9 protein-coding genes are annotated in these 13,294 nt (G+C 45.2%); 2 read left to right on the plus strand and 7 right to left on the minus strand.

The features are described 5' to 3' along the window. Positions 1–107: 107 nt before the first annotated feature. From glgX to malQ, 3 genes are all read right to left on the minus strand, one after another. Entirely contained in the window at positions 108–2,204 is a 2,097-nt protein-coding gene (glgX, locus tag CW735_RS11195; RefSeq protein ID WP_232368267.1) for a glycogen debranching protein GlgX, read from the minus strand. Positions 2,205–2,323: 119 nt separating this feature from the next. Continuing rightward, complete coding sequence (glgB, locus tag CW735_RS11200; RefSeq protein WP_100972149.1) at positions 2,324–4,522, minus strand: 1,4-alpha-glucan branching protein GlgB; 2,199 nt, start codon at positions 4,520–4,522, stop codon at positions 2,324–2,326. A 96-nt stretch (positions 4,523–4,618) separates the two neighbouring features. Next, positions 4,619–6,817 (minus strand): 4-alpha-glucanotransferase, encoded by a 2,199-nt coding sequence (gene malQ, locus CW735_RS11205; RefSeq protein WP_100972151.1) that lies wholly within the window; start codon positions 6,815–6,817, stop codon positions 4,619–4,621. A gap of 238 nt (positions 6,818–7,055) precedes the next feature. On the opposite strand from malQ, the gene gap reads away from it, so the two are divergent. Together gap and CW735_RS11215 are read left to right on the plus strand one after the other, a co-directional pair. Continuing rightward, positions 7,056–8,051 (plus strand): type I glyceraldehyde-3-phosphate dehydrogenase, encoded by a 996-nt coding sequence (gene gap / locus CW735_RS11210; RefSeq protein ID WP_100972153.1) that lies wholly within the window; start codon positions 7,056–7,058, stop codon positions 8,049–8,051. Positions 8,052–8,209: 158 nt separating this feature from the next. Beyond that, the gene (locus CW735_RS11215) at positions 8,210–9,064 is read left to right on the plus strand and encodes a D-hexose-6-phosphate mutarotase (protein ID WP_100972155.1); all 855 of its coding nucleotides are present in this window, start codon (positions 8,210–8,212) and stop codon (positions 9,062–9,064) included. Positions 9,065–9,162: 98 nt separating this feature from the next. Here the strand turns inward: CW735_RS11215 and CW735_RS11220 are convergent, their stop codons facing one another. From CW735_RS11220 to pgl, 4 genes are read right to left on the minus strand one after another with little or no spacing between them, the layout of a single operon-like run. Next, on the minus strand, positions 9,163–9,807 hold the full coding sequence (locus CW735_RS11220; protein WP_071979895.1) for a bifunctional 4-hydroxy-2-oxoglutarate aldolase/2-dehydro-3-deoxy-phosphogluconate aldolase: 645 nt from the start codon (positions 9,805–9,807) through the stop codon (positions 9,163–9,165). 3 nt (positions 9,808–9,810) lie between these two features. Beyond that, a complete protein-coding gene (locus CW735_RS11225; RefSeq protein ID WP_100972157.1) occupies positions 9,811–10,764 on the minus strand; it encodes a glucokinase in 954 nt (317 codons plus the stop codon). Further along, the gene (gene edd / locus CW735_RS11230) at positions 10,764–12,590 is read right to left on the minus strand and encodes a phosphogluconate dehydratase (RefSeq protein ID WP_071979897.1); all 1,827 of its coding nucleotides are present in this window, start codon (positions 12,588–12,590) and stop codon (positions 10,764–10,766) included. The genes CW735_RS11225 and edd overlap by 1 nt, the downstream gene beginning before the upstream one ends. A 10-nt stretch (positions 12,591–12,600) precedes the next feature. After that, positions 12,601–13,293, minus strand: coding sequence for a 6-phosphogluconolactonase (gene pgl, locus CW735_RS11235; protein ID WP_071979898.1), 693 nt, complete (start codon positions 13,291–13,293; stop codon positions 12,601–12,603). Position 13,294: the final 1 nt, after the last annotated feature.

Raw genomic sequence — 13,294 nt, forward strand, 5'->3', positions numbered from 1 at the left:
TCAGATGGGAGAGCATGTTACCACCTGATGATATAAAGAACAGTCAAACATCTAAAATTTAGTACGGACTGCCGTATTTACCACCGGCAGTAAAGGTTAATAAGATATTAACCTTCTAATTCCGAGAAACTAAATAGCGTGAGTGATCGGCTCGCCTGAAGAAAAACTTTTTGTATACAAATACAGGGCTGCTCGTTGAGAGATGCATACCTTGTGTCAAGTTGCAGTGTCCACCCCCCCTTCCGTTTTGCAGTGGGCAAATGAAACCTCATGTCATTTTCACTGGCGTTTACACACAAGAACCAGTGTTCGGGCTTCTTATTACCGCTGCGATAGCCCATTATTTCTACACCGAAAGCTTTGTTGTGATACGCATTCCAATCTTCTGACGCTTTATCAGAGCCATCGGGTTTAAACCAGTTGATGGCTTTCACGTTTCGTGAAAGTGTGAAGCCATCATCTTGAAGCTTTAGCTCGCTTAATAACGCCGATGACTGACGCAAGCTAATTACGTATTGGCAGAATTGTAAAAAGTCTTGCTTGCTCTTGTCCATTTCCCAATTGAACCAGCTTATTGGGTTGTCTTGACAATAAGCGTTGTTATTTCCGTTTTGTGTGCGGCTTAGTTCGTCGCCACCAAGAATATGTGGCGTACCTTGTGAGAAAATAAGCGTAGCAAACAAGTTTCGCTTCTGGCGCTCACGAATGGCAAGTATTGCCTTATCCTTCGTTTCGCCTTCAACGCCATAATTAGCTGACAAGTTGTGGCCATGACCATCACGGTTATCTTCTAAGTTATCGAGGTTATGACGCTCAGCATAAGTCACCATATCGTGTAAGGTGAAGCCGTCGTGGTAACTTATGTTATTGACCGACGTAGAAATATGTCGTTGGCCTTTGTGAAAGATATCTCTCGACCCCATTAGTCGAGTCGCGAAATCTGGCGTACACCCATCATCTCCGCGCCAGAATGCGCGAATGGTATCGCGATATTTATCGTTAACTTCTAACCATGGTGATTCGAAATTACCTACCTGATAACCATCTGGACCTATATCCCATGGCTCAGCCAACAACACTTTATCACGCAAAACTGGATCGGCGCTAATAGCACGTAATAGTCCAGACTGACTGTTATATTGCTGGGGTTCACGACCAAGAGATACAGCAAGGTCAAACCTAAAACCATCAACGCCAATGGTGGTTACCCAATGACGCATAGCATCAAGTATGAGTCCCATCATAAACGGCTGGGCGGTGTTGATGGTATTTCCACACCCTGAATGATTGGAATAGAACACCTCTCCCGTATCGCTTTGTTCTAGCAAATAGGCTTCATAAGGACATAAGCCCTTATAGGATAAAATAGGGCCGCCAAAGCCTGCTTCAGCAGTATGGTTAAAGACAACATCAACAATTACTTCGATTCCCGCCTCGTGATAGCTGACAACCATCTCTTTAAGTTCAGCTAAAGCATCACGAACGCCATACCGGGGTTCTGGAGCAAAGAAGTTAACCGGATTGTATCCCCAGTAATTCGTTAGGCCTTTGTCAGTAATAAAGGGTTCTGGCATAAACGAACACAGCGGCATAAATTGAACAGTAGTTACACCCAAAGCCTTAATATGACCAATGACACTGGGGTGAGCCGCACCGAGAAACTTCCCTCTATGCTCTAGGGGGACGTCTGGGTGTAATTTAGTTAAACCTTTAATATGCGCTTCGTAAATAATGCGTTCTTGCTTATTAACTTTAGGGCGAGAGACAGAGGTAGAAGCATAGGCGTCTTCATCTATAACCAATCCCTTAGGCACCATAAACTGTGAGTCGCTTTCATATTGGCGACGGTTCCATTTTATCGGACGGTTTAGTTTTTTTGCATAGGGGTCGATAAGAAGCCTATCGCGAGTCACCGTTTCAAGTTCACCTTTACACCGTTCTACTCGGTAGCCATATAGCTGCCCAGCTTTAATACCAGGCACAAATCCATGCCATACATTTCCGGTTTTCTCCGGCAGCATTTGCTCGTGTGTAGTTTGTTCGGTATCGCTATCGAAAAGGCACAAGTACACAGCTTTTGCCCCAGGGGCATAAACTGCAAAATTACTTCCGCCTTCGACTAGGGTTGCCCCTAATGGAGATGAGCTGCCTGCCTCGATATGATTTATCTTATTGACTTGATTTACGTTTACGTTTTTATTCACCGCAGATATCACTCGTTGCCAAGATATGAAAAAAGAATCGACTTTGGCGAAAGCCCTACGCTCTCGCCCCAAATAAGAAACTCAACAGCTCCCTTACTTAAAAGCCACTTGGCCTAATGCTATCCATTTACAACATAAAAGATTGTCGCAAGAGGCGGTATAGTCAGCTCAACCGAATACTCTCTGTCATTCCAAGGCGTTTTTTGCGGATTGGCTTCAGCGATAACCGGCATGCCGCTTCCCCAAAACGCTTCATCATCGGTATTGAGGGCCAGCGTTAAGGTTTGTGCTGAGTCTACACCTACTCTAAAGTTCTCTCGTGGTACCGGAGTGAAATTAGAGATTACATACACCTTTTGCTTTATCGATTTTGCGTTACGGACAAATGAAACAATGCTTTGCTCGGCATTACCGTGGTCTATCCATGCAAATCCGTCGGCGCTGTGGTCTTGCTCATAAAGCGCTGGCGTATCTCGATAAAGATGGTTTAGCGCCTTGTATACCGACTGCACACCTGCGTGACGATCGAATTTTAATAGTCCCCAATCTAACTCACTGTCGTGATTCCACTCTGCTGATTGACCGAGTTCAATCCCCATAAAGTTAAGCTTTTTACCAGGGTGACCATACATAAAACCAGCGTAGCAGCGTAAGTTTGCTGTTTGTTGCCACTCATCACCCGGCATTTTTTGCAGCATGCTACCTTTGCCGTGAACCACTTCGTCATGGGAAATAGGCAGTACAAAATTTTCGTCAAATGCATACACCATGCTGAAAGTAATATCACCGTGATGATAGTTTCTGTAGGCCGGATCTTTGGCAATATAATGCAAAGAATCGTGCATCCAACCCATATTCCACTTAAAGCCAAACCCAAGGCCGCCATCAAAGAGCGGTCGTGACACTTTAGGGAAAGAGGTCGACTCTTCAGCAATCGTCATTGCATCAGGGAAATGCTTATAAACTTCTTCGTTCATCCAGCGCAGTAAACTGATAGCTTCGTAATTCTCATTACCACCATCTACATTGGGTATCCATTCGCCATCGTTGCGCGAATAGTCTAAGTAAAGCATAGACGCAACGGCGTCTACCCGAAGCCCATCGATATGGAATTTGTCCAGCCAATATAATGCATTAGACACTAGGAACTGACGAACTGTGTCTTTACCAAAGTCGTAAATGCACGAGTTCCAATCAGGATGCCACCCTTTTTTAGGATCTTCATATTCGTAAACACAGGTACCATCAAAACGCGCCAATCCATGACCATCTTCAGGGAAATGAGCAGGCACCCAGTCGATAATCACGCCGATACCGGCCTGGTGACAACGGTCTACAAAGTATTTGAAGTCATCAGGATCACCAAACCGACTGGTTGGCGCGAACATACCTACAGGTTGGTAGCCCCAAGATCCGTCAAATGGAAATTCTGAAATGGGTAGCAATTCCACATGGGTATACCCCATATCACTAACATAATCGATTAAGTTGTCAGCTAACTCTTTATAACTTAGGTACCGTGCAGCATTTTCATCATTAGGACGCTTCCAAGAGCCTAGGTGCACTTCATAAATACTCATTGGTGTAGTGTATTTATTGGCTTTGCGCTTCTCTAACCAGTCGCTGTCTCCCCACGTATAATTTTCGTGGTTATACACTTTTGATGCGTGAGAAGGATATTGTTCGGCACTAAAACCTAAGGGATCAGCTTTGTGAGGAAGGTCGTAACCCCGGCTATCCTTTACCTGATATTTATAGCGCTCGCCTTCAGCCATTCCAGGAATAAATAAGACCCAGTAGCCCATAGACGTTTTCTCCATGGGATGAACTCTTCCATCCCATTGGTTGAAATCGCCAATGACAGATACTGCAGAAGCGTTAGGTGCAAAAACACAATATCGAACGCCGTCTATCGATTCGCCATTTTGCGCCTCAACAGTAACAAGTTGGGCACCTGCCTGCTGAAACAAATTGAATGGCGTACTATCAATAAAATGCACGGCATGATAAGCCTGCTCTCTAAATTGATACGGGTCGATATACTTGTACTTATGCTCGCCTTCCGTCACATTAACGCGATAAACATGGTTAACGCACTCTCTTGGGATAGCCGCTTGAAATAACCCTGAAGCAGACACTGGGAGCAGCGAAATCTCATCAAATGCAGGATTTTCCCACGTAATGGTTATCGATGCTGCCTTTGGCCGCCAAACGCGAAGCAGTAACTCTCCTTCACTCTCGATAACACCCAACTGGGAAAACGGTTGTGAACATTTTGCCTGTTCAAATTGCTGCACTATTTGAGGCTCTTGTTGCATTTGCTACTCCTATTAAAAACCCGCTTCACGCGGGTCTAACTACCAATTCTTGGTGTGAGGCGGCATACATGCCACCTCATTTATTTACTCTGCAAACTAGCGTTGGCTTGCCTGTTTCCTTGCAGCAGTAAGTTTAGACGCTAACGTATTTATATCATGACTTTCGAAGATTGACTCAATATTCTGTGTCAACTTTCGTCGCCAATTCGGATACTCGTTAAATGTTCCCGGTATATTGACTGGCTTGTCCATTTCTAACCAGTCTTCTAGTTGCAGACTCAGCAATGCACTTGAGCCGCCTGCCATATGAACCTGCATACCATTGTTCAATTCTCGATTCATACCCGTCACATTCACATCATGGCCAACATGGTCCGCAATGGAATTATGGCCGTGAAGCGTATTGAGAATTTCCTGCTTATTCTCATGCCTGTCGGCGTAGAGGGTCTGTAAAATTTCCTCTGTAGGGTATAAGCCAATTTCTTTACCCAACTCTAAATCCAAACAGTGCCAGTACCCTATTAGTGTTGGCATGTCATGAGTAGTAAGGGTGCTCATAGACTGCTCTGGGTAATGGCTTGGTGAATAAAAACCACCGTCTTCTGCCTGTTCGAAGAAAAATACACGATAGGAATAAACGCCATTTTGTGCAAGCTTACTACGAATTTCTTCTGGCACTGTTCCGAGGTCTTCGCCTATAACAAGGCTTTTATTGCGATGGCTTTCAAGCGCCAATATGCCTAGTAAGTCATCAACAGGGTAATACACATACCCGCCCTCTTTGGCGCTATCGCCTTTCGACACCCACCACAAACGCAGAAGTGCCATAACGTGATCAATACGCAGCGAACCCGAGGATGCCATATTAGAGGCAAACAAATCGATAATAGGTTGATAGCGCTGCTCGTACAGTTTTTGAGGGACCATTGGAGGAAGTCCCCAGTTCTGTCCTAGCGGCCCGAGAATGTCAGGTGGGGCGCCTACGCTTGCGTCAATGCAGTATAGATCTTTGTTACCCCATATTTCGGCGCTTCCTTCACTCACACCTACTGCAAGGTCTCGATACAATCCAATTGTCATATTAGCGGCATCAGCTCGGCTGCTAGCCAACTCTAACTGCTGCGCTGCTATCCATTGCAAAAACAAATAGAATTTTACGTCGTGAGCATTGTCTTTCTTAAATTTCGCCACTGCACTATTGTGGTAGTCCTTATAGGCTTTAGGGAATACCGGCCACCCCCAGCTTTCCTTACCGTCGGCTTTTAATTTTGACTGCAGCGCATCGTACACGGCAAGCATATCCAGGCTCTCACCACCGGCTTCAACAAAAGCATTAAACGCTTTATTTTGCGGCGTTTTACCTTTTAAGAAGGTATCGTTATAAACGTTAAAGAGTGCGTATAACGCAGATAGTTTAAGGTGTGCTACCGCTTCATAATCTACGTGTTCGGCATCACGAGCTTGTTGAAGTAACGCTTTAAACTCTTTGGTACTTACCACATCTTGAACCGCTTTATCGTCGTAGCCCTCGACAGCCGTCACATCGATGTACAAATAATTTAGCCAGCGGCGAGAGCTAGGTCCATAAGGTGAGCACGCATTCGGGTTAGCAGGATAAAGAGCATGTATAGGATTCAAACCAATAAAGTCTGCTCCAACGCCTGCCGCTTTATCGATTAACTGCGCCAAGTCTGAAAAATCGCCAATCCCCCAGTTTTTCTCACTGCGCACGCAGTATAACTGAACGCTTAATCCCCAAATCTTCTTGCCCGCTTTTATTTCATCAGGCGTATAGCAAGCTTCTGGCGCAACAATCATGCGCGATGTTGCAAGCTGATCGTCATCTGCTTTCAAGACAATGTTGTGATATCCCAGCGGAAAATCGATGGGCAGTTTCACAAGATATTCATGAAACTCTACATCATCGATGTGGGCCATGGATGACATTTCTTGGTCTACCGGGACAAATGAATACTCGTGCTGTGTACCGTCTTCAAACGTAATATCAACAAGGTGTTCATCGTTAACCAATTCTATTGGCAAGCGCAATGGCAGATACACATCGTGAGACGATCTAATTACCTGAACAGGATTTAATGGTGATAACCACACAGCGTTAATATCTTGAGTGATTTGAGATTGAATTTTTTCATCACTCGACGTGTCATAACCAAGAGCGTTTAATAATTTAGCTTTACTTGGCTCTGCGATGGTTGTTGGTTTCCCCCATGCGTCGACATAGTGGGTTTCAATTCCACGCATTTCAACCAGTTGTTGCAGAAGTTGTTGTGTCATTGTGTGTCATTCCTGTTATTCGGCAGAAGACGCTGGCATGAGTTAATTCTAAAAAGCGCCTACAAACAATTTTTTAACATTATTCTAGAAACTACGCGTTGACGAAACTGAATACGATTGCATAAGTATTTCTTCGTAATTTTGCAACACTTTGCGTTTTTATTTTGCTAATTATGGCATTTTGATCCATACTTTACGTAATTTATTTTCAATTTATTTTAAATTTTCGAGGTACGTTATGACAATTCGCATCGGTATCAATGGTTTTGGCCGTATTGGTCGCCTAGTAATGCGCGCAGCAGCAGAGCGTCAAGACATCGAAGTTGTGGCAATAAACGACTTGCTAGACACAGACTACATTGCTTACTTATTAAAATATGACTCTACTCACGGTATGTTCGATGGTGAAGTAACAGTAGACAATGATAGCCTTGTCGTAAACGGCAAATCTATTCGAATCACCTCTGAAAAAGATCCGGCATCACTTAAATGGGACGAAGTTAACGTAGACGTTGTTGTTGAATCTACGGGTCTATTCCTAACAAAAGAAACTGCGGCGAAACACATCGAAGCTGGTGCGAAGAAAGTTGTAATGTCTGCACCTTCAAAAGACGATACGCCAATGTTCGTGATGGGCGTTAACCACGAAAGCTATGCTGGCGAAAACATCGTTTCTAATGCATCTTGCACAACAAACTGCTTAGCGCCGCTGGCAAAAGTACTAAACGACAAGTTTGGTATTGTTGATGGCCTGATGACAACAGTTCACGCAACAACGGCTACGCAAAAAACTGTAGATGGCCCTTCAATGAAAGATTGGCGCGGCGGTCGCGGTGCAGGCCAGAACATCATTCCATCATCAACAGGTGCTGCAAAAGCGGTAGGTAAAGTTATCCCTGAGCTTAATGGCAAACTTACTGGTATGGCGTTCCGCGTGCCAACTCCAAACGTATCAGTAGTAGACTTAACTGTAAACCTAGCAACGCCTACCAGCTACAACAACATTTGTGCAGCAATGAAAGAAGCGTCTGAAGGCGAGCTTAAAGGCATCATGAGTTACACTGAAGACGCAGTAGTGTCTAATGACTTTGTAGGCAACCCTAATACGTCTATCTTCGACGCGACTGCCGGCATTGCGCTTACTGATACTTTTGTAAAAGTTGTATCATGGTACGACAATGAGTGGGGCTATTCATCTAAAGTACTTGATTTGGTTGCACACATTTCAAAATAATTAACTAGCGACAAATAATGCAACATTAACGCTTTATTTGTCTGATAGTTAAGGTAATCTAAAGGCGTAGAATTCAGATCTACGCCTTTTTTGTTTGCGTGATTTTTCATTTTTGGTCACACAGACTTTTCATACTTTTTATCATTCTCGGAGGACACATGTCGCCGGTAGCTTCGGTCTCCCTAAGCGAGTCAAATGGACTCTCTTTCGTTAATATTGAAAATGCATTCGCGTCAGCAAAAATTAGTTTATTTGGCGGCCACGTATTGTCTTTCATTCCAGCTGCAGATAACAAAGAACGTTTATGGGTTAGCCCTCATGCCTATCTAAACGGAGAGCGACCTATTCGTGGAGGAATTCCAATCTGCTGGCCTTGGTTTGCCAACGACCACGGTAGAGGTGACGGTGAGCTTCCCTCACACGGATTTTTGCGCACTCAGGTATGGAAACTGGTTAATTCAACAGAAGATAGTAAGGGAACAACGGTAGAACTTGCGCCCTCATTTACACGAGCAGAGGGCTTCGAGTACGATTGTAGCGTGACCCTTCGTGTGCATGTAGGCGAAAACTTGCAAGTGAGTCTTGAGACTGAAAACACAGGCGTCATTCCGTTTTCTTTTAATACGGCGCTTCACACCTATTTCCATGTCGAGAATATAAAACACACAGAGTTAAAAGGCATTTCTGGCGATTATAAAGATAAGTTAGACGACTGGGCCGTAAAACCGACACCGGCTCCCTACACCATCGACGCTGAAACAGACCGTATTCATTTATCTGCTGTAAAACAGACAACCATTGCAGTTGACGATAAAGACTTTACTGAGGTGCTTTCACAGGGCAACGATTCGTTGGTTGTCTGGAATCCGTGGCAAAGTGCCGCGTCTATTTCAGATATGGACCCGTTTGGATACAACCATATGGTGTGCGTTGAATCATCGGTGACCAAAGGTCTTGAGCTTGCACCAGGTGAAAAAGCTGAACTGGTGCAAACCGTGTGCCCAATCACTTAAATTAAAAAAAATCGATGCCTCGTACACCACTTGCATATCTGCAAACAAAAAACCTGCCGAGAGGCAGGTTTTTATATAAGTGACTTACAACAAGGATGTTAGACGTTTGCGCCTGCAACAGCCTCTTTCGCTAATTGTGTAATACGGTCCCAATCTCCTGATTCAATGGCATCATCAGGCGCTAACCACGAACCACCTACACATTTCACATTGTTCAATGACAGGTAATCATTGTAGTTGTTAGGGCCAATACCACCTGTTGGGCAAAAGGTTACATCAGGGAAAGGACCACTGATTGATTTTATCGCTTTCACCCCACCAGACGCTTCCGCAGGGAAGAATTTCATGTGGGTGTATCCAGCGTCTTTTCCTTTCATCAGGTCTGAAGTTGAAGAAATACCAGGAATAAGAGGAATTTCAGCTTCCATACCCGCTTTTAATAAGTCGGCAGTCATACCTGGGCTTATTGCGAACTTTGCACCTGCATCCACAACGGCTTTAAGCTGTTGAGCGTTGGTTACTGTTCCTGCACCAATAAGTGAATCTGGCACTTCTTCCGCAATACGCCTAATAACATCTATTGCTGCTGGTGTACGAAGCGTTACTTCAAGAACTTTGATCCCACCAGCCATCAGCGCTTTTGCCAAAGGAACGGCTTTTTCTACGTCATTGATAACCAGTACGGGTACCACTGGCCCTGCCGCAAAAATTTCCTCTGGAGAGTATTTCCATTTTGTCGTCATAATTTAACTCGCTGTGTTTTGATTCAAATAAGCAGCTGCTCCCAAAAGGCCATGATCGGGTTCTGCTATCAAATAGGTAGGGATATCTTTTACATAGTGCTTCATTTGACCTTTAGCTTCGAAACGAGCTCTGAAGTCACTATTCTTTATAAATTCTGGGAATCGATTTGCTATGCCACCACCAATGAAGATACCACCGGTAGTTGCCATATTAAGCGCTAGATTGCCCGCAAAACTGCCCATAATTCGGCAGAATTGATGCAGAGCGGCTTCTGCAATTGCGCAAGTTCCTGCTAATGCAGCCTCAGTGATTTGTGCTGGCTCATTAAACTCAACCGGCTTTTTTGCATCATTGGCAAGCGCAGTATAGATATTAAGAATACCTCGCCCTGACATCACCTCTTCAGCTGAAGCTCGTGAGAAAGTGGCCTGCAAATGTCTCCACACCACTATATCGGTCTCATCGACCGGTGCGAAGTCTACATGTCCGCCTTCGCCGTCTAGCGTTTGCCAGCCCGAATCGGTCATAGTGATATGTTCAACACCAAGACCGGTTCCCGGACCAAAAACTGCAATATTGCCGTTTTCTATAGCTGTACCTTCACCCACTTGAACTACTTGCTCACTGCTCAGTACCGGAAGTGAGTGCGCCACAGCCGTAAAATCATTGATAACAAAAAGCGCATCTAACTTCAGCTGTGCTTTTAGCGCATTTTGCGAGAATGCCCAACTGTGATTGGTCATCTCAACCTTATCGCCTAATACTGGGCAGGCAATGGCTATGCAACCTTCGCTAAAACTAACCTCTGGCATGTCTGAAAAATACTGCGCTATGGCGAGATCAATACTTGCAAACTCTTCGCACATGTACTTTTTTATGTCGGTGACGCCCGACTCGGTAACCCGAGCCAGACGAATGTTCGTTCCACCAACGTCAGCCACAAATCTCTGGCTCATTACGCTTGCTCCTGGGTATAGAATAAAGAGCATGCTCCTTCTTCTGCCCCCGTGAGAATAGCGCGCATGCCTGCGAACATTTCACGTCCCATACCAACATGGTGATTTGCTAAGTTAGCAGGCGCTGCTTCACGAGCTGCTAATGTCTCTTCGTCAACGTGCAGCGTAAGCGCACCTGTTTGTGTGTTTAGCTCAATGATATCGTCGTTTTGAACCTTAGCTAGCAAGCCACCTTTATATGCTTCAGGGGTAACATGAATAGCAGCGGGCACTTTACCCGACGCTCCAGACATACGACCGTCGGTTACCAAGGCAACCTTAAATCCTTTATCTTGCAAAACACCTAGCGGCGGAGTTAAACGGTGTAACTCAGGCATACCAATGGCTGAAGGCCCTTGGAAACGCACTACAACGATACAGTCTTTGTCCAATTTGCCTTCTTTAAACGCAGCATCTAGTTCAAACTGATCTTCAAAAACTACCGCAGGCGCTTTTAAGGTGCAGTGTGGCGTGCGTAGCGCTGAGGTTTTAATCACCCCGCGGCCCAAGTTGCCGTCTAGTACACTTAAACCACCATCTGGCTTAAACGGTGCATCCACGCTAGCGAGTACTTCTTTATCGTGAGATTCGCTTGCGCCATCTCGCCATTCTAGTTCACCGTCAATCAGTCTTGGCTCTTTGGTGTAAAAGTCTAAGCCTTCACCACAAATAGTTTTAACGTCGTTGTGAAGCAAGCCAGCATCAAGCAACTGCTTCATAAGTAACGACATACCACCAGCAGCAACAAAATGGTTAATATCTGCAGAGCCATTAGGGTAAATTCGAGTAAGAAGCGGCACTGCATTTGAGATATCTGAGAAGTCATCCCAATTGACGATGTAACCTGCTGAGCGTGCAACTGCAATTAAATGCATAGTGTGGTTAGTAGAACCACCTGTTGCCAGCAAGCCGACAAGACCATTCACAATCGCCTTGGCATCAACAATATGACCAATAGGCGTGTAATTTTCACCTAAGTCAGTAAGACGCGTCGCCTGTACTGCTGCAGCTTTTGTAAGCGCCTCGCGAAGCGGTGTACCAGGATTGACAAACGATGAACCCGGCAAGTGAAGCCCCATCATTTCAACGACTAACTGATTAGAGTTAGCAGTACCGTAGAAAGTACAGGTCCCCGCTGAATGATAAGACTGAGATTCCGCTTCTAACAATGCGTCACGACCAACTTTACCCTCGGCAAATTCCTGACGAACACGGGCTTTCTCTTTGTTAGGTAAGCCAGAGGGCATAGGGCCAGCCGGAACAAATACCGTTGGTAAGTGACCAAAGGTTAACGCCCCCATAAGCAGCCCAGGTACGATTTTGTCACAAATACCTAGCATCATGGCACTGTCGAACATGTTGTGAGATAGCGCTACCGCTGCTGCTTGAGCGATATTATCGCGACTCATTAGGCTCAGATCCATGCCCGCCTGACCTTGCGTGACACCGTCACACATAGCCGGAACACCACCTGCGAACTGAGCAACACTGCCTACTTCTTTAATGGCCTGTTTTATTATCGCAGGGTATGTCTCGTATGGCTGATGAGCCGAAAGCATATCGTTATATGACGAAATGATAGCGACATTGGCTTTGGTCATCGAACGCAAGTCACTTTTTTCTTCTGTCCCGCATGCTGCGAAACCGTGAGCAAGGTTACCGCACGATAATACGCCACGATGAGGCCCCTGACGGCGCGCCTTTTCAATTTTTTCTAAATATGCTTTTCGCGTTTCTTTACTACGCTCGATAATACGTTGCGTAACTTCTGCAATTTGTGGATTCATTTTTCGTCTCCTATGGCGCCCACATCAGTGTAACCGGTGCTCTGTTTACAACCGCAGTGATAGGCTTTTGCGCTTCGGTGGCATTGTCGATAGCATCGAGTAGTACCTGTTTTTTCTTCTCACCTGTAAGGTGCAAGAAAATATGTCTGCTATTAAGTAGTGCGGGGAGTGTCAACGATATGCGTTGATGAGGTGCTGTTGTTGGTTGAACAGCGATACATGTGCGACCGCTACTCATGTCCAGGCCGTCTTTAACCTGTTCAGAACACGGAAAAAGCGAGGCAGTGTGACCATCTTCACCCATTCCAAGAATAAGTGCATCGAATGGTTGAGACATACTGGCTAAGTGACGCTCGGCAAGGTTAATGCCGTCATTAGCATCTTCAACATCGCTTCTTAACTCCACAAAACGGGCTGCTGCAGCCTTATTTTGGATCAGGTTGTTTTTAACCAAGCTAGTGTTACTTGCTTCGTGGTCTTCACTCACCCAACGCTCGTCGGCAAGGGTAATGTCCACTTTATCCCACGGTAAGTCAGTATTGCTCAACTGCTTGAACAACGCTAAGGGCGTACGTCCACCGCTGACAACCAAAGAGGCTCTACCGCGTGTTTTAATTCCGGTTTCTAAAATACTAACTAGGTCTTCTGCAAATGCATTGGTAAGTGCATCAGGACTTTCGAATGATAATGTAGTTAATGCCATA

The organism is Alteromonas sp. MB-3u-76 (genome assembly GCF_002831605.1).
Taxonomy (GTDB): domain Bacteria; phylum Pseudomonadota; class Gammaproteobacteria; order Enterobacterales; family Alteromonadaceae; genus Alteromonas; species Alteromonas hispanica.

What these genes read in the sequence shown, in the direction of transcription:
- malQ (WP_100972151.1), bottom strand. Translation starts at nt 6,817, where the DNA reads ATGACACAACAACTTCTGCAACAACTGGTTGAAATGCGTGGAATTGAA.
- CW735_RS11220 (WP_071979895.1), bottom strand. Translation starts at nt 9,807, where the DNA reads ATGACGACAAAATGGAAATACTCTCCAGAGGAAATTTTTGCGGCAGGG.
- gap (WP_100972153.1), top strand. Translation starts at nt 7,056, where the DNA reads ATGACAATTCGCATCGGTATCAATGGTTTTGGCCGTATTGGTCGCCTA.
- edd (WP_071979897.1), bottom strand. Translation starts at nt 12,590, where the DNA reads ATGAATCCACAAATTGCAGAAGTTACGCAACGTATTATCGAGCGTAGT.
- pgl (WP_071979898.1), bottom strand. Translation starts at nt 13,293, where the DNA reads ATGGCATTAACTACATTATCATTCGAAAGTCCTGATGCACTTACCAAT.
- CW735_RS11225 (WP_100972157.1), bottom strand. Translation starts at nt 10,764, where the DNA reads ATGAGCCAGAGATTTGTGGCTGACGTTGGTGGAACGAACATTCGTCTG.
- glgB (WP_100972149.1), bottom strand. Translation starts at nt 4,522, where the DNA reads ATGCAACAAGAGCCTCAAATAGTGCAGCAATTTGAACAGGCAAAATGT.
- CW735_RS11215 (WP_100972155.1), top strand. Translation starts at nt 8,210, where the DNA reads ATGTCGCCGGTAGCTTCGGTCTCCCTAAGCGAGTCAAATGGACTCTCT.